The sequence below is a fragment of the Rhizobium redzepovicii genome (assembly GCF_019793435.1).
In the GTDB taxonomy this organism is placed as follows: domain Bacteria; phylum Pseudomonadota; class Alphaproteobacteria; order Rhizobiales; family Rhizobiaceae; genus Rhizobium; species Rhizobium redzepovicii.
In genome coordinates this window covers 17,156-35,791 of the sequence record NZ_JAILYH010000002.1, presented here as the reverse complement: position 1 = coordinate 35,791, position 18,636 = coordinate 17,156, and the positions used below count along the sequence as shown (strand labels likewise).

Annotated in this window: 21 protein-coding genes and 2 pseudogenes; 11 read left to right on the top strand and 12 right to left on the bottom strand. The window is 59.8% G+C overall.

What is annotated here, in order from left to right; translation table 11 throughout:
• Window positions 1–24 precede the first annotated feature (24 nt).
• The 4 genes from K6N12_RS02595 to K6N12_RS02580 all read left to right on the top strand — a co-directional run bounded on the left by K6N12_RS02595 (window position 25) and on the right by K6N12_RS02580 (window position 2,721).
• On the top strand, window positions 25–1,044 hold the full coding sequence (locus K6N12_RS02595; RefSeq protein WP_131710642.1) for a Gfo/Idh/MocA family oxidoreductase: 1,020 nt from the start codon (window positions 25–27) through the stop codon (window positions 1,042–1,044).
• A gap of 55 nt (window positions 1,045–1,099) precedes the next feature.
• Window positions 1,100–1,426 carry a MurR/RpiR family transcriptional regulator gene (locus tag K6N12_RS02590; protein ID WP_097624339.1) on the top strand — a complete coding sequence of 109 codons (327 nt, stop codon included), beginning with the start codon at window positions 1,100–1,102 and terminating at the stop codon, window positions 1,424–1,426.
• A 112-nt stretch (window positions 1,427–1,538) separates the two neighbouring features.
• On the top strand, window positions 1,539–1,778 hold the full coding sequence (locus tag K6N12_RS33960; protein ID WP_245499981.1) for an IolE/MocC family protein: 240 nt from the start codon (window positions 1,539–1,541) through the stop codon (window positions 1,776–1,778).
• Between the two features lie 265 nt (window positions 1,779–2,043).
• Window positions 2,044–2,721, top strand: coding sequence for a GntR family transcriptional regulator (locus tag K6N12_RS02580; protein ID WP_131710643.1), 678 nt, complete (start codon window positions 2,044–2,046; stop codon window positions 2,719–2,721).
• Window positions 2,722–2,748: 27 nt separating this feature from the next.
• Here the strand turns inward: K6N12_RS02580 and K6N12_RS02575 are convergent, their stop codons facing one another.
• Window positions 2,749–3,750 (bottom strand): Ldh family oxidoreductase, encoded by a 1,002-nt coding sequence (locus K6N12_RS02575; RefSeq protein ID WP_131710644.1) that lies wholly within the window; start codon window positions 3,748–3,750, stop codon window positions 2,749–2,751.
• Window positions 3,751–4,035: 285 nt separating this feature from the next.
• On the opposite strand from K6N12_RS02575, the gene K6N12_RS02570 reads away from it, so the two are divergent.
• Window positions 4,036–5,088, top strand: coding sequence for a proline racemase family protein (locus tag K6N12_RS02570; protein WP_131710645.1), 1,053 nt, complete (start codon window positions 4,036–4,038; stop codon window positions 5,086–5,088).
• Window positions 5,089–5,195: 107 nt separating this feature from the next.
• Window positions 5,196–6,044, top strand: a complete 849-nt coding sequence (locus K6N12_RS02565; protein WP_131710646.1) for a hypothetical protein — start codon at window positions 5,196–5,198, stop codon at window positions 6,042–6,044.
• Window positions 6,045–6,071: 27 nt separating this feature from the next.
• Here the strand turns inward: K6N12_RS02565 and K6N12_RS02560 are convergent, their stop codons facing one another.
• The 8 genes and pseudogenes from K6N12_RS02560 to K6N12_RS02525 form a co-directional block, all read right to left on the bottom strand.
• The gene (locus K6N12_RS02560; protein WP_343228859.1) at window positions 6,072–6,545 is read right to left on the bottom strand and encodes a hypothetical protein; all 474 of its coding nucleotides are present in this window, start codon (window positions 6,543–6,545) and stop codon (window positions 6,072–6,074) included.
• 159 nt (window positions 6,546–6,704) lie between these two features.
• Window positions 6,705–7,289 (bottom strand): TadE/TadG family type IV pilus assembly protein, encoded by a 585-nt coding sequence (locus K6N12_RS02555; RefSeq protein WP_131710648.1) that lies wholly within the window; start codon window positions 7,287–7,289, stop codon window positions 6,705–6,707.
• Window position 7,290: 1 nt separating this feature from the next.
• On the bottom strand, window positions 7,291–7,821 hold the full coding sequence (locus K6N12_RS02550) for a TadE/TadG family type IV pilus assembly protein (protein WP_097624346.1): 531 nt from the start codon (window positions 7,819–7,821) through the stop codon (window positions 7,291–7,293).
• Window positions 7,818–9,206: a TadE/TadG family type IV pilus assembly protein gene (locus K6N12_RS02545; protein WP_222135102.1), complete on the bottom strand. Its 1,389-nt coding sequence runs from the start codon at window positions 9,204–9,206 to the stop codon at window positions 7,818–7,820. The genes K6N12_RS02550 and K6N12_RS02545 overlap by 4 nt, the downstream gene beginning before the upstream one ends.
• Window positions 9,207–9,501: 295 nt before the next feature.
• Window positions 9,502–9,711: pseudogene (locus K6N12_RS02540) on the bottom strand (integrase); the annotation flags it as partial.
• Between the two features lie 48 nt (window positions 9,712–9,759).
• Window positions 9,760–9,960: a hypothetical protein gene (locus K6N12_RS02535; protein WP_425517703.1), complete on the bottom strand. Its 201-nt coding sequence runs from the start codon at window positions 9,958–9,960 to the stop codon at window positions 9,760–9,762.
• An 11-nt stretch (window positions 9,961–9,971) separates the two neighbouring features.
• Window positions 9,972–10,349 carry a type II toxin-antitoxin system VapC family toxin gene (locus tag K6N12_RS02530; RefSeq protein WP_222135101.1) on the bottom strand — a complete coding sequence of 126 codons (378 nt, stop codon included), beginning with the start codon at window positions 10,347–10,349 and terminating at the stop codon, window positions 9,972–9,974.
• On the bottom strand, window positions 10,346–10,636 hold the full coding sequence (locus K6N12_RS02525; RefSeq protein WP_222135100.1) for a type II toxin-antitoxin system Phd/YefM family antitoxin: 291 nt from the start codon (window positions 10,634–10,636) through the stop codon (window positions 10,346–10,348). Before K6N12_RS02525 ends, K6N12_RS02530 begins: the two co-directional genes overlap by 4 nt.
• Before the next feature lie 189 nt (window positions 10,637–10,825).
• Here K6N12_RS02525 and K6N12_RS02520 point away from each other — a divergent pair, with 189 nt between their 5' ends.
• Complete coding sequence (locus K6N12_RS02520) at window positions 10,826–11,953, top strand: RHE_PE00001 family protein (RefSeq protein ID WP_222148680.1); 1,128 nt, start codon at window positions 10,826–10,828, stop codon at window positions 11,951–11,953.
• Between the two features lie 30 nt (window positions 11,954–11,983).
• Here the strand turns inward: K6N12_RS02520 and K6N12_RS02515 are convergent, their stop codons facing one another.
• Window positions 11,984–12,910 (bottom strand): hypothetical protein, encoded by a 927-nt coding sequence (locus tag K6N12_RS02515; protein ID WP_222148679.1) that lies wholly within the window; start codon window positions 12,908–12,910, stop codon window positions 11,984–11,986.
• Here K6N12_RS02515 and K6N12_RS02510 point away from each other — a divergent pair.
• Window positions 12,869–13,408, top strand: coding sequence for a hypothetical protein (locus tag K6N12_RS02510; RefSeq protein ID WP_222148678.1), 540 nt, complete (start codon window positions 12,869–12,871; stop codon window positions 13,406–13,408). The genes K6N12_RS02515 and K6N12_RS02510 overlap by 42 nt on opposite strands.
• Before the next feature lie 510 nt (window positions 13,409–13,918).
• Entirely contained in the window at window positions 13,919–14,752 is an 834-nt protein-coding gene (locus tag K6N12_RS02505) for a hypothetical protein (RefSeq protein ID WP_222148677.1), read from the top strand.
• 220 nt (window positions 14,753–14,972) lie between these two features.
• On the opposite strand, the gene K6N12_RS02500 is transcribed toward K6N12_RS02505, so the two are convergent.
• Together K6N12_RS02500 and K6N12_RS02495 are read right to left on the bottom strand one after the other, a co-directional pair.
• Complete coding sequence (locus K6N12_RS02500) at window positions 14,973–15,488, bottom strand: cysteine hydrolase family protein (protein ID WP_343228866.1); 516 nt, start codon at window positions 15,486–15,488, stop codon at window positions 14,973–14,975.
• Window positions 15,489–15,653: 165 nt separating this feature from the next.
• Window positions 15,654–15,881 (bottom strand): annotated as a pseudogene (locus K6N12_RS02495) (ATP-binding protein); the annotation flags it as partial.
• A 499-nt stretch (window positions 15,882–16,380) separates the two neighbouring features.
• On the opposite strand from K6N12_RS02495, the gene K6N12_RS02490 reads away from it, so the two are divergent.
• Both K6N12_RS02490 and K6N12_RS02485 read left to right on the top strand, forming a co-directional pair.
• Window positions 16,381–17,298: a LysR family transcriptional regulator gene (locus K6N12_RS02490; RefSeq protein WP_105009192.1), complete on the top strand. Its 918-nt coding sequence runs from the start codon at window positions 16,381–16,383 to the stop codon at window positions 17,296–17,298.
• Window positions 17,299–17,615: 317 nt separating this feature from the next.
• Window positions 17,616–18,596 (top strand): MBL fold metallo-hydrolase, encoded by a 981-nt coding sequence (locus K6N12_RS02485; protein WP_105008782.1) that lies wholly within the window; start codon window positions 17,616–17,618, stop codon window positions 18,594–18,596.
• The last annotated feature ends 40 nt before the right edge of the window (window positions 18,597–18,636 follow it).

Sequence of the window (18,636 nt, the reverse complement as noted above, 5' to 3'; positions counted from 1 at the left end):
TTTCAATCCTACAGGACCCGAACCATGCCCAAGATCAAGTCCGTCAACGTCGGCCTTATCGGCGCCGGCCGCATCGGCTCCTTCCATGGCCAATCCATCGCCCGCCGGCTGGTGGACGCGGAACTTGTCGCCATCGCAGATCCGGCGCCGGGCACCGCAGCGAAGCTCGCAGAGACGCTCGGTGTGGACGCCGCATATGCTGAGGTATCAGAACTCCTTGCCCATCCGGGGCTCGATGCGGTGGTTATCGCCACCCCCGCGCGGTTCCATACAAATGTGCTGGTGCAGGCTGCCGAAGCCGGCAAGGCGATCTTCTGCGAGAAGCCGATGGCCCTGACCCTTGAAGATGCGGACCGGGCGATTGCCGCGGCCCATTCGGCCGGCGTGCCGCTCCAGGTCGGGTTCAACCGGCGCTGGGACCAGGCCTTTGCCGAGGGTCGCGCCGCCATCGACGCCGGCAAGATCGGCGCCCCGCAGCTCATCCGCTCCCTGACGCGCGATCCAGGCCCCTTCGGCGCAGATCCCGACCGCATCCCACAGTGGACCATTTTCTACGAGACGCTCATTCACGACTTCGACACCCTGCTTTGGCTCAATGCCAGCGCCAAGCCGGTCGAGGTTTTCGCGATGGCCGACGCGCTCCTCCGCCCGGATGCAAAGGAGAAGGGCTTCATCGACACCGCAGTGGTCAACATCCGCTTCGACAACGGCTCGGTCGCCGTCGCGGAGGCGAACTTCTCGGCACTTTACGGTTATGACATTCGCGGCGAGGTGTTCGGATCCGGAGGTATGGTCACCATGGGCGACGTCCGGCGGTCGAGTATGACCCTCTTCGACAAGGACGGTGTCTCGAACGATACGTGGCGACGGGACACCGATCACTTCGTCCAGGGGTACACCGCCCAGCTCGCCGCGTTCGTCGACGCCGTGCGCAATGGCGAATTCAAGGATGCTCCGACAGGCATGGATGCGCGCAACGCGTTGATGATCGCGCTCGCCAGCATCGAGTCTGTTTCGAAGAATCGGCCCGTGCTTTTGTCATGAAAGCCGGGATGCGCCGCCGAGCCGGCGCATCCCGCCTCAACAAGGAGCCGACACCATGAGCGCCGAGCGGACATTGCAGAAGCCGAACAGCGTCGCCGAACTGAAGGGCATGATTACGGCAGCCGGGTTGCGACTTCCCGAGCAGCAGGAGCGCGTGGCGCGCAAGATGCTGGCACGGCCCGATATCGTCGCCTTCGGAACGATAAGTTCCGTGGCGGGCGAATGCGTGGTGTCCCCTTCCACGGTGGTCCGCGTCGCCAATGCGTTGGGCTTCGACACCTTCAGGGAGCTGAAGTGTTTCTTTCAACAGCATCTGAGATCGATCTCCGGCGCTCCCCGTCCAACCATTTCCAAGACAAGGGCGTCTGCCGCAACGCATTGACGCGCCACAGGGGTTCGCATGAATTCTCTCGATTTCCTGCCCGAAGATGTGCGGCATGCAGTGGCGCTGGCTTCAGCGTGGCACTCCGGCGAATTGGCGGAACGCCGCGTCGATGACGAAATGGCCGCTGTCGCGGCATGCCGACCTTCTCCATGCGATGGACTGCAAGGTAATGATCTACTGCGAGGTCGCCGTGATGACGCCCGGATCGCCTCTCGACGCGCCCATGTCCCAGCGCCTGATCATGCCGGCAGGCGAAGCAGCGGCCTATGCTTCGCACTTGACCGAATTCTCGAAACGTCTGGCGGATGAATACGTTCTCCAGCTGGCCTATCATCATCACCTTTGGTGACGCAGGCTTTCGACGAGATCTCCCGCCTGTTCGGCACGACGGGTCGCGAGGTCACGACTGGGCTTGCGGTCAGCAGAAATAGCGGTCGAAAGGGCCGCCCCATCGGCTCGCACGGTAATTTCTCGGTGAACGCAAAACCGGCGGCTGGATCCAGAGATTACGGGAGCGCAAGCCGCGGCGTGAAAAAGCTGATCGATCTTGAGGAATGAGATCGTCTACGATATCCCAAGCAGGATCTTCGTCCCGGAAACAAGGAGCTCGGGGAATGCCTTTCAACACCGCTCAGGTGACAAATCTCGGGAAGGCCCCCACAGCCTCGGATGTCATCCTGAAGTTCATCCGCGATTCCATTGCGGATGGATCGCTGGATGAAGGCGAGCCGATCCGTCAGGACGATGTCGCCAGGCTGTTCAACGTCAGCAAGATCCCCGTGCGGGAAGCGCTCAAGCGGCTGGAGGCGGAAGGTCTGGTGGAGTTCCACCGCAACAAGGGCGCGATCGTCACGAGCGTTTCGGAGCCTGAGATTGTCCAGATCTTCGAGGTGCGCGCGATCTTGGAATCGAACGCCATCAAACTCTCGATCCCTCATATGACGGAAGAGACCTTTGAAAAGGCGCTTGGCTATTGCGACGCCTTCGCAGGGGAAACCGATGTCGCACGGTGGTCGGAATTGAACTGCCGATTCCACAGCTGCCTTTACGAGGATGCGCAACGGCCATTTCTCGTAACCACCATCCGTTCCGTCCACGACCGGCTGGAACGCTATCTCCGGGTACAGTTGACCCTGTCGCATGGCAAGCAGACGGCGGATCGCGAACATCGCCAGATCCTCGAAGCGTGCCGAGCGCGCGATGAGGAAAAGGCGGCAGGTCTGCTCTACGCCCACATCATGAGCGCCTGCCAATCGCTTCTCGAACATCTTCCGGAAAAGAAGCCCCGTTGAGCGTCATCCCATCGATCGCGGGAAAAGTCAGGTGCCGGCGATCTTTACGACAGCCTCGAAGACGGCGCGCGGCACTTTCAGGCTTTCCGTCGCCGGCCTTGGATATTCGATGCCGCTGACGCCGGGCATGAACACGCCGTGTTGCTGAAGGCGGTCGGCCTGGCGGCGCGCGCGCTCGACAAGGCCATCGTCGGTGCACCCCGGCATCATCGCCACGACGGTCAATCCCACGGCAGGGCTGTCGCTTCCCTCTCTGAACGACGGCGTGTCCAATGACCACGGGCCGCCGGAGAGGCCGGCCGACAGCATTTCCACCATCAGCGCCACATTGGCGCCCTTGCGTCCGCCGAAAGGAAGCAGCGCTCCGCCAAGCGCTCTTGCCGCATCCTGGGTGTCGTTACCGGCTTCGTCGACGGCCCATCCGGCCGGGATGGCGCGTCCCTCGGCTGCGGCGGCGACGATATTGACATAGGCGGTGGCGCTGGAAGCCTGGTCGATGATGAGAGGTAGCGATCCTTCTCCCAGCGGAAAGCCTAAGGCCATCGGGTTCGTGCTGTAAACGGCTGGGCCGCCGGCTTTGGCGACCACCATGGCATTGGCGTTGGTCGCGGCGATGCCGACGATTCCTTCGCCGGCAAGCCTGCGAACATAGTAGCCCAGTTCTCCCGCGGTATAGCTGTTCTTCTGCGTAAACACGGCGACCCCGAAATTGCGCGTGACCGCGACGAGTTCGTCGAAGACGCGATCGAAACCGAGCTGGGCGATGCCGCGATCGGCATCCGCGACGAAGAAGGCGGGATAAGGACGCGTGCAGCTTGGTTCAGCGCCGCCGTTGATGCGGCCCTCGCGAAAGCTGTTGAGGTAATCCACCATGTGCGGAAACCCGAGTGTCGCAGGTCCGTAGAGTGCGGCGGACAAGGTAGCGTCTACGAGGGATCGGGCGGTGGCTTCCGTTGCGCCGGCTGCCAGGCAGGCCCGTATTGCCAGGGCCTCGGCTTCCGCCAGATTGAGCACGACCTCATCAGACATCTGAAATCTCCGTTCTCGTGTTTCCTTGACCGCCGATGCTTTGAAGACATCCGGCGCGGCCCGGTTCTCGGCCGGTCGGTGTTCCGGCCCATGGAGTTCCTTAGCAACAGTCGCGAGACGCCGAAAGGAATAATGTACATTAGTGTCAACAAGCATGACGTTGGTGATTGACAGGTTCGCGGCTTCGGATAAAGGATATCGTATACGATATTACAAAGAGATGGCCCAGTTGCAGGCCGCTGTCTGACGAAGACGGCAATTTCGCAACGATGGAGGAGAACAAGTATGGGATTCAAAAGAACGATCCACGCGGTCGATACGCACGCAGGCACGCCGATGCGCGTGATCACGGGCGGCATTCCGCATATTCCCGGCAATTCCGTCTATGAGAAGATGAAATGGCTGGAGAGCAACGACGATCAGCTGCGCAAGCTGATGCTGCGCGAGCCGCGCGGCTATCCCGCCCATTGCTGCAACATCATCGTGCCGCCCTGTCACCCGGAAGCCGATGCCGGCTATATCATCCTCGAGCAAATCGAATATCCGATGATGTCCGGCGGCAATACCATCTCGGTGGTGACGGTGCTTTTGGAAATGGGCATGCTGCCGATGAAGGAGCCCGTCACCGAGCTGGTACTCGAGGCGCCCGCCGGCCTGATCCGCGTCACGGCGGAATGCAGCAACGGCAGGGCCAAGAACGTGACCTTCAAGAACGTCCCCGCATTTGCCGCCCATCTCGATGCAGTCATCGATGTGCCGCATCTCGGAAAGGTCACCGTCGATGTCGGCTGGGGCGGCATGTTCTATGTCATCGCCGATGTCAGGCAGTTCAAAGGCCTTGAGCTGATCCCCGCACATGGGCGGGAGATCGCGCGCGTTTCCGCGATGATCCGCCAGGCGGCCATCGAACAGTTGCCGGTTGCCCATCCGCATTACCCCGGCGTCGGCATTACGATCTCACAGCTGTCGGGACCGACGGACGATCCGAACGCCGACTGGAAAAATACGGTGACGATGGCAACGGGTGGTCTGTCCTGGGACGATCCCGCTACCTGGACGGGAGCGCTCGATCGCTGCCCCTGCGGCACCGGCACCTGCGCGAAGATGGCGGTTCTGCATGCGAAGGGCGAATTGCCGCTCAACCAGGATTTCCGGCACCAGGGCATTCTGGGCAATATCTATACAGGCAGGCTGGTCGAAGAGGCCAGGATCGGCGACAAATCCGCCGTTGTCCCGACGCTGACCGGCACGAGCTGGATCTCCGGTCTGAATACCCTCGTTCTCGACAATGACGATCCCTTCACGGAAGGGTTCACCCCAGGCGATATCTGGGCCTGAACATCGGCGCGCGGCGGCATCGTCTGGTGACGTCTTTCGTTTCGGATTTCGGATGTTTACAAGGCTGAGGCAGCTCAAAACATTCGACCGGAGGAAAGGCATCGATCGTGAATCTCATGCGTCGCGCGCTGTTAGGGACATTCTGGGCCCTGATCGGCTGGAGGCCGGCATCTGCCAAGGAAGCCGGCTCGGATTCCGGCAAGCAAACGATGCAGGCCGAGGCATCGTCGGTGACGCCTCGGCATGTCCTGTGTTTTCTCGGGCGGGACCCCGACCTGAGCCGCCTGTCCGATGCGGCATCGCAGGCAATCCGTGACTTCGCCACCGGTTTCAGCATCGACGAGGATTATTCGCAGGCCGAGCCTGATGATCGCATGAGCCGGTCATTCGACGTCTGCTGGGATCGGGTCGAACCCGATGCCTGGGATCCGGCGGATGAGAAAGCCGTCGCCGATCATCGATCGGTGCTCTACATCCTTGGGACGAGCATGAAGCAGGCGGAAACGGTGACGGTTTCGATGCTGGCGCTCCGCCTCGTCGAACGGTTGATCGGCGCGGGAGCGGTTGCCGTGAAGGGTGAAAGCGCCGGGATCGCCCATGGGCTCGATCGATGGAGAGAACTGATCCGGCAGGGAGCCGAGGCGCAGAAATCCGCCGACAGGCTCACCGAGCAGCGGATCGGCCGGCTGGCCTTTGCGAAGCGGCCGCTCTCTGTGCGGGGGTATCTCGAAAGCGTCGGCTTCCATCTTGTCGGGCTGCCGGATGTCTATGTGCCTGACACAGAAGGCAGCGAACGGCAGATTGTCGCCATCATGGATGCAGTCGCCGACGAGATCGCCGAGCAGGGGCTCGAATCGACGCTGAAGGCGCGCCGGGCAAGCCTCTCCTTCAATTCCACTTATGAAGTGGACGAATACAAGTTCAATCCATACGGCATCGTCAGGCTCGGCGGCTGAGAGGCGCAACCTCGTGCGGACACCGTTTCAATCGGTCTGCAGCTCCAATGTCTTGGCAAGCTCTTCGTAGTGGCGGGCGGATCCGGGGTTCTTCTCGGCGACATATTGGGCGCTGACCTGCCGCGCCGCCTCGGCCGCGATACGGAAGGCATTGATCCTGTCCTGCGGATCGGACTCCGCTTGCCCGCCGATGTCGTCGCCGCTGAAACGGCCGGCCCTAAATCCGTCAGCCAGATCGACGACGCCGATTTCTGGGACCCCTTCCTTCATCCGGCCGAAAAAGGCGGGGCCGGCCCGCTCGCCGTCCCGGCGGCGCAGCATCCCCTCGCCTGATGCCTTCCCGTTGATGCAGGCGCCGATCCAGAACGTCGGGCCGCTGGTCAAGGAGGCTGGTGCGATGAATTTGCAGTGGCTGCCCGGATCTTGCAACCACTGCCGATCTCCCGCTGCCGCACCGACAGGGCCATGCAAACAGAGTGCGGCCACCAGAGCGATCGCCACCGTAACCGGCAACCGCCCAATGTTGCCGCTAACCTTTCTGATGTCATTTCATGATCCTTGACGCTCTCATCGGCCGCAGCAATGCACCATTGTCGGCCCGGCGACAACCGGTCCGAGCGTATGCCGCATTGGTTGGCGATCCGGCGGGCGTTCTTCGGCTTACTTGTAAGTGATCGTGTCACTCACGCGCGGACGATTGAAGAAATATCGGTCGAAGCTGTAGCCGTTCTGTCCAGTGAAGTTTGAGAAAAACGCGGAGACCGGTGTCGTCAACGTATATTGAACCCGGGTCAGCACGATCTGCACGCCAGTTTCCTGGATATTGGAGGGGATTGTGACCGCGCTCGCCGTGCCGGAGTTCACCGCTGAGGTGTTGAGCGCGGCGGACCAGTTGACGGTCGCGCTGCCGCTCGCGCTGACATCGTTGACCGCGACAGTGATCGTCAGTTCGGTGGTGTCATAGGGCTGCAGGATGAAGCTGGCGCCCGAAAGAAGCTTGGCGACGTCGGACTTCGTCCAGGAACTCTGCTGGGCAATCATATCGCCTGTGGAGGAGGCGATTTCGTCTATCTTGCGGCTGACCGTCAGCGCATGGCCGAGATCGGCGGTGCCGAACAACAGCATCACCAGGATCGGCAGCACGAGCGCGAATTCGACGCCCGAAGCAGCCGACCGGTCGCGCACAAAATAACGGATGCCGGACCGCGCGAACCGGAAAAGGGACAGGCTTCGTTTCATCGTCATGTCAGAATGGCTCGTTGCGGAACAGAGCGGAAGATCCAAGGAGATAACGGCCGTCGGAAAGCTTGGCGCTCGACAGGTTGAAGAAACTGACGACGGCCGTCCATGGCATGAACGCCTGAACCAGGATGTAGTCGCTGCCGTTGCCGATATCATAAGTCTCGGTGACCGTGAGATTACCGCTGTCGTCGATCGGATCGGTGTGGGCTGCGGACGACATGTCGGAAAGCACGTTCACCTTGACGACGAGACCGCTGGAGCAGTCGAACGACAGAAGCATGTCGTCGCATATCTTGGCCTTGAAACCGGCCAGTGTAATCTTCGAGGACGCCACCTCGCCGGTGCGGATCATTCGGGAGATCTTGTGCACCGAAGCATCAAGCGCGGAATTGACGAAAAACATCAGCGATACTTCGATAATGCCGAAGAGGATGATGAAGAGCGGCAGGGCCAGGATCGCAAATTCGATCGCAGCAGCCCCCTTCCGGTCGCCGATCAGGCGGCGCAGCGGTGCGAACCGGTTTCCGCGCCTCATTGGGTCAGCCGCACGGAAGAGAGATATTGCGTGAAGAGCGTCGACAGGCCTGCCGTGATCTCGGTGGACGACGAGGCTGACAGGAACAGGCTCTTGGACGACGCGCAGTCAGCCAGTGCATAGGGGATGTAATCCCGCCTCGTGATGCTGGTCGACACGCCGCTGTCCATGGTGCCGCCCCAGGTATTCTTCCAGTTGGCGCTCGCCATGGTCGAGCCGACAGTTGCATTGTAACCCCAGTCCGAGGTGATCGGCAGGTATTCGGTGTAGAGCACTGCCATGGTATTGGATTGATTCTTGAGATAGCCGCACCAATCGGGATTGAGCGGCGCGACCTTATTCCAGTATGCTCCGGATATAGCCTTCCCGCTCTTCCACACCACGCTGTCGGTCACCCATTCGCGCTTTGACTGGACGCCATCCGTCAACAGCAAAACCAGCTTGAGCGGCGTCCCCGAAGTGGTCCCGTCCCCCCCGGTGCCGACTTTCTGCTTGAGCGTTGCCAGCGAGACGTCGAAATAGGTGGCGGCCGTGGAGGTCGCGCTGGTGAGGCCATAACTTTTGTCCGCGAGACGGGTGCGCGCCGTGTCCGTGCTCAATGTCGGGGCGAGAACTTCCGTCAGCGTATCGCCGAGGCTATACAATCCGACCTTGATCCGTTCATGATTGCTGTCGGACGTATCGATGAGGGAAAGCACGTCCTTGACGGCGTCGCCGGCGACATCGGCGCGCAGTTTTATGTTCTTCGCTGTGCTGTATTCATAGTTGTTGGCGTATGTTTTCTTGCCGACGGTGTGCGCATCACCCGTGTGGCAGGCGAACTGACAGCCAATGCCGGAATACATCGTCGACTGACCTGAGGTCGTTGCAGCCAGGAGCATCGACGGAGAGGTGTCGATGACGATGTAGACGTTGAGATAGGAGGTCGCCGGCCCCTTGACGGCGCTTCCCACGCTGACGGGGACGGTATCGATATTGGCGATCTTCATGAACGTCGTCGGTACGGTGCCGCTTGCCGTCGCCGTGATGTTATGATTGGCGGTATCGATGTCGATTTCGCCAAGCGTGTAGGTGTTTTCCACCTGCGCATGGAACCAGTCGGAGACCTTCTCCTTGAGGGCGTCGGTGTCCTCGGTGTTGTTGATCTGCTTGACCGCGGCGATCAGAGCGGCATCAAGGTCGCTCTGCATCTTCTGCCGGACATTGTAGCTGCGAATATAGTCAAAGCTCGCGCCGACCGCGACGAGCATCGGCACCAGGCTGAGGGCAACGACGATCGCAACGTTACCGGTTCGGTCCCTTCTAAGATCGCGAAGGGTGCGGAAGCATCGACCTAATGAAAATGAAAGAGCTGACTTCAAAAAAATCACCGTCGCACTGAACATGAAAAAATACTAATGCGAGATGTATCCAGGAAGCTTAAGCCTTTGTTAAAACTTGCAAGTTCCGGCGCAAAATGGATTGCCCGCGCGTCGTTTGCTGCGTGTATCGGACATGGCTGCGAATTATGGATATTCGCGCAACGGCAACTCATCGTCTTTCACTGGAATGACGTTGGTGAGCCGATGGTAAGGGACATGCTAGTCTCCTCTTTTCAGTCGAACATTGGCAAGGATAAATCCGGTTTTTCTAGAGGTGATGGGCGACGAATTTTAGAAGCAGCGCCTCGGTCGCCGGCTAGGGCAGGGGTTGGCCGGCGGTGGCCATCGACCGGGCCTGCAGATAGGCGAGGTCGGAAGTCCGCAGGGTATTGACGCCCATGCCTTCATTGACCGGGTGGCGGAGCGTGTCGACATCCTGATCGGCGAGCTCTTCGCGGCGCTCGGTCGGCAGCACGGCGGCGATCGTGTCGAGCTCCTCGGCGCGGCGATCGACGGAGGCGACAGTCACTGCGGACGTCCCCGGGCGTCATGGTTGTCGTCGTGGATTGACGTGAGATCACGCAATCGGGGCTTCTGCCTCAGAAAGGTTCTGCGCGTTCTCGCCTGAGACGAGCGCATCGCTGCGCCAAAACCCAGTCAGCAACGCGACCGGCCGTCCGTCTCGGGACATATACACTTCGTCCTGGCGAAGGGCCAATTCGATCAATTCCTCCAGGCGTTCGGCGGCTTCCTCGACATCGGCGAATATCACCATCACTGGCGATCTCTCTACCAGACCCGTTCGTGCAGCACCGCATCGAAGGCGATGTCGAGCGACGCGAATGAGCAATGTTCCAGCCGCGTCTGGGCGGCGAGAATGCGGTCCCAGGGGTCGCGGTGATCCCAATCAAAACTCGCCGCCAGTTCGGCGTGCAGATCGGTGACGGCAAGCGTCTGCAAGCCACTGGCCGCGACGGCAGCGCGTAGTTCCTGCGGCTTCAAGTCGAGCTTCTTCAGCCGCATCTTGTTGTCGAGTTCGTAGAAGGAGACGGCGCTGACGAGGACGGTGTTGGCCTTGTCCTCAATCAGCGATCGGGCCGTCGTCGAAAGCCGTTCACTGCCGATCGTCCACCAGTAGACGGCGTGGCTGTCGAGTAGAACCTTCATGCCTTGGGCACACGGTCGGATGGATCACCCCGCCAGACGCCGACATCGTTAGTCCAGTCGCCGGCGTCGATTGCTGCCTGCTCAGCATCGACCTCATCGAACAGGTCGTCGGGCAGGCCGCGCTGGCGCAGCAAGCCAAAGGGGCGCTTGCCGCCATCGGCCGGGCCGATGCGGGCATAGATCTCACTGCCCCGCATGATGATGATTTCTTCGCCCTGGTTGGCGCGCTCGAGCACCGCGGCGAAATTTTTCCGCGCTTCGCTGATCTTGTAGGTGGTCTGGGGCATCCTGCGTTCCGATTTTGCCTCTCGAACTGCACGATAGCACCGCAAACCGGCGCGTACAATCCATCTGTACGTTTCACGTCCGATAAGAGGTACTTATCGATGGTTAGAACACCAGCCCACGACCATACTATGTGAGGAACTGTAATATTTGTATAGAGTTCGTTTCATAAATCATTTACCATAATTTCAATGGCTTACGATCTCGCGAGAATCAGCATGACAGCCCTGATGCGGCCGGCTTTCGACGCCGGTCTCGCGCTCACCCGTCTGGACGAGCGCATCGCCCGTTCTCCCGTCGGCCAGGGATGGATCGAACGATCCCAATTCACCGATGCCTGCGCCTCGCTGTGGATCGACGGCGAACTCGTGCATCTCGAAGACCTCGTCCTCCACGACGCTACCCGCGATATTCGCACGCCCACCCACGAACTGACAATTGCTCGCGACGTCCTGCGCACCCGCCGGCGGATCGCGGCGCAGGAACCCGGCTGGGCGCTGTCGAACGACGGCATTCGCACGCTGCGAAAAACCGCGGAGATCACGCAGCCCGACACGGACGAGGCGACGACCGCCGATGCCATTCGGCCCGCAGTCGCGATCGATCGGGAAGGGGAGGGGGATGACGACGACGTCGCCGAAAATCTCCCCGGCCTCGACTATGCCGCCATCGATGCGCTGCTCGCCCGATCGGACGCGGCGATCGAGAACGCGAAGCGGACCGGCCGGACTGGCGCGGAAAAAGATCCGTTGGTCTACGATCTCGACTGGGACGAGGGTTCCAGGCTCATCGAATGGGGCGGCGTATTGCGCGAGGCGGAGAACTTGCCGGCGGTGCTGCAGACCATTGTTGCCGTGGATGCCTGGAACGAGCTTTCCGTGCTCCAGCACGCGCCCTGGCTGGGCCGGCTGCTGGCCGCCTCGATCCTGCGTCAGGACGGCATCACCAGCGGCGCGCATCTCGTCGCCGTCAATCTAGGCCTCAAAACCATTCCCGTCGATCGCCGCCGGCATCGCGACCGGGAAACGCGGTTGCTCGCTATCGCACACGGGCTCCTCGCGGCCGCCGAGATCGGCATGAAGGAGCATGACCGGCTGGCTCTGGCGCGAACAATGATGGAGCGGAAGCTGGAGGGTCGCCGGACGTCTTCAAAACTTCCGGAGTTGGTTGAGCTGGTGATGGCGCGGCCGCTGGTGTCAGCCAAAATGGTCGCCAAGACGCTCGAGGTCACGCCGCAGGCGGCGCGCCGGATTGTTTTGGAGCTCGGCCTGAGGGAGATGACCGGGAGGGGGAGGTTTCGGGCGTGGGGGTTTATTTGAAAGTGGCCGCACCTTGCGACGCTGAACCCACTAGCTTGTGGAGTCACCTCCAAATAGAGCCTGTCCCTGGCGAAAGTTCATCATGATCTCGACGCAGAGCAACACAACGATCTGCATAAAGATACGCGCGCACCGATCAAGATAGGTCACGTAGGTCATGGACTGCTCCTCCCCGGTGCCCCCCTTACCGGCACGGTATAGAACGGTGTGACGATCCGCGGAAAGCTTGATCCCTCGATGGTGCGAAGCATTTCGGATTTGGTTGTCGATTTCGACGCAGAGGTCCGTGAAGACCGCGTTGCCGGCGAAGGGATTGAACTTGCTCGCGTTGTCGAGTTCCCGATATTTCTTCAAGGTCAGCCGTTCTCCCTGGCCGTATTCTCGCCCGGCATCCAGGTTGTTGAGCATGGTGAAAAGCTCCACCAGACCTGCGAAGGTCTCAAAGGCATCCCCATAGAAGGTCTTCACACTCTCGAAATTCGTCGAGCCAGCGGCCGCGTCTTCTGGCGCTCGGGCGCCAAGTCGGACTTGGTACAGCACCTGAGAAAATTCAGAATAGTTCCGGAAGAAGTCTGTCAGGATCGCGAAGTATGCGTCTCGCCTGGTAGCTCTGAGGTCTGCGAAGTAGTGTTCCATCAGGCCGCTCGCATCCTTGGCTGCCACAATGCGTTCGACCTCTTTGCTAATTTTTTCGAATATCTCGGAATTGTCGGGGCCGACGAGCCTCCGCAGAAACCGGATAACCCAATCGTCCAGACCGTCGAGCCTTTCGCCTTCGTAAAATAGCTCACCAGTAGTTTCGATCTCGCGCCTTGAAAGCTTCGACTTGCCCCTTGTTTCAAGTCCGATCGCTTTTCTCAGATGCGTCCACTCTGTCGGAAACGACAGTCCTCGTCCGCGCGAGGCGCCGGCCATTTGATCGAGCGATATACCGCGCGCCTCGATCGCCTTGACCATCGTCCTCATTTGCTCAAGCCGGGGAAAGGAAAGCGGCGAATTTGCCTGATCTTTTGGAATTACAAAGTTGGGGTCCAGATTAACAGTAAGGGCCTTGGCATCTTCGTCGCAAAATTCAGCGTTTTCGGAACACGAAAAAGCCCCTTCGCGACTTCCGGTCCCAAGGGTAAGCACGACCTCAAGTTCCTCTCCGCAGTTCCTACACGCGAAATGATGCGGCTGTCGCTTTGCATCGCCAATAGCTATGCGCAGCGTGTGGACCTGATCACATGTCAGGCATTGGAGATATTTACGGATGATCACAGCTATTTTCTCACCTGCGGGCGGACAGCCCAGACTTCATGGATTGTTGCGGACCAGCTGATGAGGAAAAAGGCCAAAGCGACCTTCGTCAATCATTCCGGAGAAATGAATGACTCGGTCACTAAGCTCTACGTCCGACGGGGGGGCCATATTCTCTACGATGATCGCCTGGCTGTCGCTTCCAAGACCAAATAAACAGCGCCCTTTAGAGGGAGCTCGCTGGGTGAATATTCGGCGCCGAAAGGCGCGTTCCTCATCAAGCATCTGGTCACTACGTCGCTGCTGAAGTCGAGGGCTTTAGACGTGCGCTAGAAGCTGTCGAGAGTGCCCTCATTCGCCGGCTGAACCGCCATCTCGACAGGCTGCAGGACAAGCTTGGAAAACCAGTCCTGCTTTCCGAGCACTGACTGCCATCGATCGTGACCCGGATGGGGAAGACCTTGGGCTTCGGGCGGAGCCTAGGCGACCGCTATGTGGGCAGCATGAGGGACGCTTCACAGATGCCACCGCCAGGATAGGGACACTCCCTCTACTACTAGCCCACAATGACTAAGGGCGCAGTCGGTGAAGACCACGCCCAGCCAAATTCCGTTTAGACTCTCCAAGTGCCATGGTAAGGCCATGGGCTCGCAACACCATTGTGCCACCACTCAGCGAGTTACTATGTTATAGGGACAAGAGACTCGCATTGCAAGGGGGGACCAGGTGTCCAGCATCACCAAGCGGCATGTGCCGACATCACAGCTCCTCGGTGAATACCTGACCTTCGTCCCCACCCCTCAGCAGGTGGACCACTTCAGGGTAGACATGCGCACCCTCAACCCCACGCTGCTGCGCGACACCATCCGCGAAGGGGTACAGGTCCAGGCCCTGCAGCAGATACCCATACATGACCAGAGGCTCGTGATCCACAGGATCTATACCCGCAAGGTCAAGGAATTCTCGGCAATCTATCCCTTCGTGTTTGCCGTCGAAAACGCCTTACGGTCGGTTCTGGCCGATTACCTGGAAGAGCGCTTCGGGCGGATGGACTGGTGGACCTTGATCCGCAATGCTTGGCAGCATGGACAGACCTATGCCGCCTTCTCGAGCATCCTGGGAACGACCGTCAACCCTGCCTTCGTCAAGGCAGTGTGGCGGGTCTTCGACACCATGACCAACCAGCAGCAAGCCAGCCTTGCAGGCAATGACAAGAGTGACGAGTTTTACTACTGCCTTACACTGGGTGATCTGTGGGCGATCATGCAGGGGGACTGGCCGCTTGTCCGCGACATGTTCGCGCCGGACGCCGCCCTCGGCTTTACTTTCACTAAGACCCTCTTCGTCGATACGATGCGGATCATCAAGGACACGCGCAACGAACTCTTTCACAGCAACCCGATCAAGGACCGCAAGAAAATCGTCGAAGCCTGCGAGCGCATCCTGAACGGCCTGCAGTTCCATCTCGGCGACTACGACCACGATCTCAGCGTCGCCCAGTATGTCCGCGTACCGTCGAGCGTTGCCCGGACCCACCGCCATGTCATCCCAGCTCGGTAGCCAGCGAAATTGCAGACCCGCCATGGTGGGCCTGCAAGGCTGTCTGTCAATCAGCATCCAAAATTTGCACGCCGAAACACACTTACGGATTTCCGCCGCGATCACCGCCGATTCACCCTCCGCGCCGCCTTGGATGTTGGCGTTGAGGCCAGCAGGTTGGTCTGCAAGGTAATGATGAGCCCGTTGATCTGTTCGATCTGGTGAGATCGTTCTCTCGCAGCTAAACGGCCACATCCTTTAACCAGTCTATGACTGCGTGGCTTTCAGCAACCCATCCGAAGTTTTTGTCGACAACGTCCAGCATCGTTTCAGTCGCGCGCGGATCATACGTGGCCACGCCATCTGTGATCACCACTGCCGGGTAATGCAGCTGATAGGCTTGTCGGGCCGTGTCTTCGACACAGCATTCGGCCATGACACCCGTTATGACAACGCCGTCGATCTTAAATTCCCGTAGCATCGCGTCGAGCCCGGTTCCAAGGAAACCACCATAGCCGCGCTTCATTAGCTGGATTTCATTGTCGTTGGGTGCGAGTTCGTCGATGATTGCACAGCAGTCCCGTACTGCATCGATATCGGCATAGTGACGGAGATGACCGGGCCGGCATCCTTTGATGTCCTCGGCAAGTCCCCGCGCCCAGGTGAACTTGTCTTGCATACGCTGGTAAGGGTCGTTTTCGACGCCTATCCACTTTAAAAACACGATCGGCAGCTCGCGCGCCCTGAAGGCATCGATCAGGCGCTGTTGCGGGAGAATGTGTCAATCGGCTTGGTAACGGGACCCCTTATCGGCTCCCAAAAGTGACCCCTGCCTCTGGTTGCATAGGGTCAGCGCGCGTAGGCCCGGAGCTTTTCATTTAGCGCAGGGGCCTGCGGGCGCGGGTTGGTTGTCTTTTCGGCTTTAGCTTTGAGAGCGGTTTTTGAAGCGCCAGGATTCATTTCCGGTTTCCAGGATCTCGCAATGGTGGGTGAGCCTGTCGAGAAGAGCGGCGGTCATCTTGGCGTCGCCGAACACAGCGGGCCATTCTCCGAAGGCTAGGTTGGTCGTGACGATGACCGACGTCCGCTCGTAAAGCCTGCTGATCAAATGGAAGAGAAGCTGGCCGCCGGCCTGAGCGAACGGGAGATACAGCAAGATCGGCGATCCGCTTCAGCCGCCGCCACATGTCCATGCTCCCGAGGTGTTGCTAGAGGCATGCGGAAACGAGCTGATCGCAAAGGGCTCCATCTCGGTCGATCTTCCGGGCGTCGAGCTTAGACTTCTGTTGGAGCGTGTCACCGATCGTCCCCTTCCACGCGATCTCTCAGGCGAGATACCGCTGTCGGGACTAAAATTGAGCCAGGGCCGCGAACACCCTCTTTTCCTGACAGCGAGACAGAGGGATCAATCCCGCATTTGGACGTCACCGCTGTTCATGACAGCTTGAAATGAGCATAAGCTACAATCCGGAAGGTGGTGACTGGCTTCCACTATCGGAACGTGAAATGCTGCCAAACGGCCGATGCCTGGAGAAGGCGTCCTGGTACCCAATACGGTCGCCAGCCGGACTGGCTTTGACTTCGCCTTGGAAAAACGCTGCGGAATCCGTTACTTTGACATTGGTCGGATCAAAATCAGGACGTTGGACTTGGCGCATCGTGTGGGCGATCTGGAAATCAATCTTTTGCTCACGCTCGACGCGCTGCTGCGCGACGAAAACGTCACGCATGCGGCCGCAAGGCTAAATATTACCCAATCTGCCTTGTCCGGTCGGTTGAACAAGCTTCGGCAGATCCTCAATGACCCGCTGTTTCTTCCGGCGTCGACTGGACGGGGCGTAACGGCGACGCCGCATGCCCTGGCAATGAAGCCGGAATTGGAGCAACTTCTCGAGCGCTTGAAGCAATTCGCGCAGAGGGCCCATCTCTTCGATCCCGCATCGAGCGATCGCACATTCAGGATCGCAGCTTCGGACAATCCTGCGGCAATCCTCGCTCCCGACCTGCTTCCTCTTATTCATGATCGGGCGCCCGGCCTCAGGATCGCGTTCATCTTTCCCGACAGGAGCAGGATCGGCGAGCTGTTGGAGCATGGCGACCTCGATCTCTACATCGGCGCACCGGATGATGCGCCCCAGGATCTGATTGGCCGCAGCCTGTTCGACGACGAACTGGTAACCGCCCAGCGGATCGGTCATCCCCGCGGAACCGGACCGTTGTCCCTCGATGAATTCTGTTCGCTTGACCATCTGTTGATTTCGTCAAACGGGGGCATGTTTTCGGGGATTATTGACGGAGCCCTGGCTGAGCACGGTCGAAGCCGCAGAGTGACGGTGTCCGTTCAAAGTTATGCGCTCGCTCCTCTCCTCGTGGCGACGACCGACTGCCTGTGCACGCTGCCGAGGCGGTTGCTCCAACGCTTCACCCACAGCCTTGACCTTTTCGAACCACCACTCGCCCTCGGCAGGTTCGCATTGAAATACTTCTGGCATCCGAAGATGGCGGCGGACCCCGCGCATCGCTGGCTGCGGTCCATGGTGGCTGAAGCGGCGCTTGACAAGGCCTGAGGCGGAATGCAGCCATCAGGCAAAGCGATAGGTCACATGATCCATTGCGATTGGTCCTCGACGTCGGAGAATGGCACTTTTGGGTCGGCCGCAAGAACGGCCGCCGAGAGCTGGATCTCGCTCTAGACGTCGAGCCGATCGACATCTTCGAGCGTCGTTCAGTTCAAGCATCAGTTGAGCGGCCGCAAGCCAGCTTGTTGTCTCGCCACTGACGCTCCGGCCCGCAATCCAGGCCACTCGCTCACTCTTTGTCGCTCCTCGCCGACCATCTGTCCGGCGACGGATTTCAACGTCCAAAAAAGCAGGAATGAAAGAACATGACAACTGCAAGAACCCTACTCTTCTCGACCGCCGTGGTCCTTCTGACCGCGGGTTCTGCACCCGCCTTCGCAGTCGACAACGCACCGGCGACGGCGAGCTACCAGCAGGTCACCGACGGCTACTCCTTTCCTTTTGGTGATTTGCGGATCACAGCCCTTTCGGATGGCACCGTCCCGCAGGATCTCTATAAGCTCCTGATCGGAACATCCCACGCCCATACCGACGATCTCCTCGACAAGGAATTCCTCGCAAACCCCGTCGAGGCATCGATCAACGCCTTTCTGATCCAGGACGGGACGCGCACCATCCTTGTCGACACCGGCTCCGGCGACCTCTTCGGACCGGGGAATGGCGGCAAGCTCCTCGACAGCCTTTCCGGCGTCGGCGTGAAGGCCGGTGACGTGACGGACGTTCTCATCACGCATATTCACACGGACCATACGGGCGGCCTGGTGCGCAACGGTCGACCCGCATTCCCCAACGCCACGGTCCATGTGAGCGCTCCGGACCTGAAATTCTTCCTCGATCCCTCCAATGCCCGGAAGACAGGCTATGCGGATCAGTATTTCGACGAGGCGGCCAAGACGATTGGTGTCTATGAAAAGCTGGGGAAGGCGAAGACATTCGGCGACGGCGACACGATCTTGCCCGGCATCGCGACCTCCTTACATCCAGGCCACACGCCAGGCAGCGCCTTCTTCACCGTCACGAGCAAGGGCCGATCCATGACTTTCATCGGTGATGTGATCCATGTCGCAGCGGTCCAGTTTCCCGATCCGAATGTAACAATCGTCTACGACGTCAATCCACGGGACGCCGCGGCCGTGCGGAAGGAAACCTTCTCAGATTTTGCCGCGCGACGCGAACTCGTCGCCGCGCCGCATCTTCCCTTCCCTGGCGTCGGCTACATTCGTGCTGAAGGCCCGGACTCGTTCTCCTGGCATCCGGTCGAATATCGCAACCGCGCCGGCCAATAGAGCCTGACGAAACGTGCCGCCCCCGATTGGATTCAAAGGC